The 1,273-nt window shown below is 58.6% G+C and carries 1 protein-coding gene; it reads right to left on the bottom strand.

What is annotated here, in order from left to right; translation table 11 throughout:
• Nucleotides 1-17: 17 nt before the first annotated feature.
• A protein-coding gene (locus tag AC1DLT_RS30810; RefSeq protein WP_477489243.1) for an IS3 family transposase occupies nucleotides 18-1,207 on the bottom strand; the annotation gives its coding sequence in 2 pieces (ribosomal slippage) (nucleotides 18-955 and nucleotides 955-1,207; 1,191 coding nt in all).
• Between the last annotated feature and the right edge of the window lie 66 nt (nucleotides 1,208-1,273).

Below are 1,273 nucleotides of genomic sequence, written 5' to 3'. Positions count from 1 at the left end.
GACCTGCCACTGAACTTTCATCCAGCGGCGGTTAGAGCCTCGGCGGCTTTGAATATGCCAAATGGCGCGGTTTGAGCAACCGGCGGAAACGCGAAGCTTTCATCTTGCGCAGCGTTGGAACCGGTTGCGGCGATGGTCCCGGCATAGTCTGCCGGGGTCTGATATCCGAGCGATGAGTGCGGCCGGAAATGGTTATAATCCTCAGCCCATTCAGCGATGGCGCTGCGGGCATGATCGAGGCCGAAGAAGAGGCTCTCGTTGAGCAACTCGTCGCGCATGCGACCGTTGAAACTCTCGACATAGCCGTTCTGCATTGGCTTTCCCGGCGCGATGTAGTGCCACTCGACCTTGTGATCCTTCGACCAGGCAAGAATGGCATTCGAGGTGAATTCGGTGCCGTTGTCGGAGACAATCATGTCAGGCTTGCCGCGTCGTTCGATCAGCGTCGTCAGTTCCCGAGCAACACGGCGACCGGAGATCGACGTGTCGGGGATTGCCGCCAGGCATTCGCGCGTCACATCATCGACAACGTTTAGCACCCGGAAGCGTCTACCGCAGGCAAACTGGTCGTGGACGAAATCCAGCGACCAGCGGGCATTGGCCTTCGCTTCGACCAGGATCGGCGCACGCGTGCCGACAGCACGCCGACGGGCCTTTCGCTTGCGAACGGAAAGCCCTTCCTCGCGATAAAGACGGTATATGCGATTGACCCCGGACGGCTCTCCGTCTCGCCGAAGCAGGATGAATAGCCGCCGGTAGCCGAAACGCCGTCGCTCATTAGCGAGGTCACGCAGCTTCGCTCGCAGATCGACCTCCGGTGGTCGATTGGACCGATAACGGATCGTCTTGCGGTCGGCGGATACGATCTGGCAGGCCCGCCGTTCCGAAAGACCCATCACGGCCTTCAGATGCGTGACGGCTTCACGCTTGGCGGCAGGCCCTACCATTTTTTTGCAAGAAGCTCGCGGAGCGCGGCTGCATCAAGCATCTGTTCGGCCAACAGCTTCTTCAGCCTGGTATTCTCGTCCTCAAGCGCCTTCAGCCGTTTCGCCTCGGAGACTTCCATGCCGCCATATTTGGCTTTCCAGTTATAAAACGTCGCTTCTGAAATCCCGTGCTTGCGGCAGAGGTCGGCCGCCTTCACGCCAGCCTCCTGCTCCTTCAGCATACCGATAATCTGCTCTTCCGTAAATCTCTGCTTCTTCATTCGTCCGTCCCTTAACAGGCCGGACTCTAATCCATTCTGGAGGAAATTCTCAGTGGCAGGTCAGAA

The organism is Neorhizobium sp. 05N33 (assembly GCF_056397445.1).
Note: the sequence above shows the minus strand (reverse complement) of the source record. Positions and strands in the feature narration are given on the sequence as shown.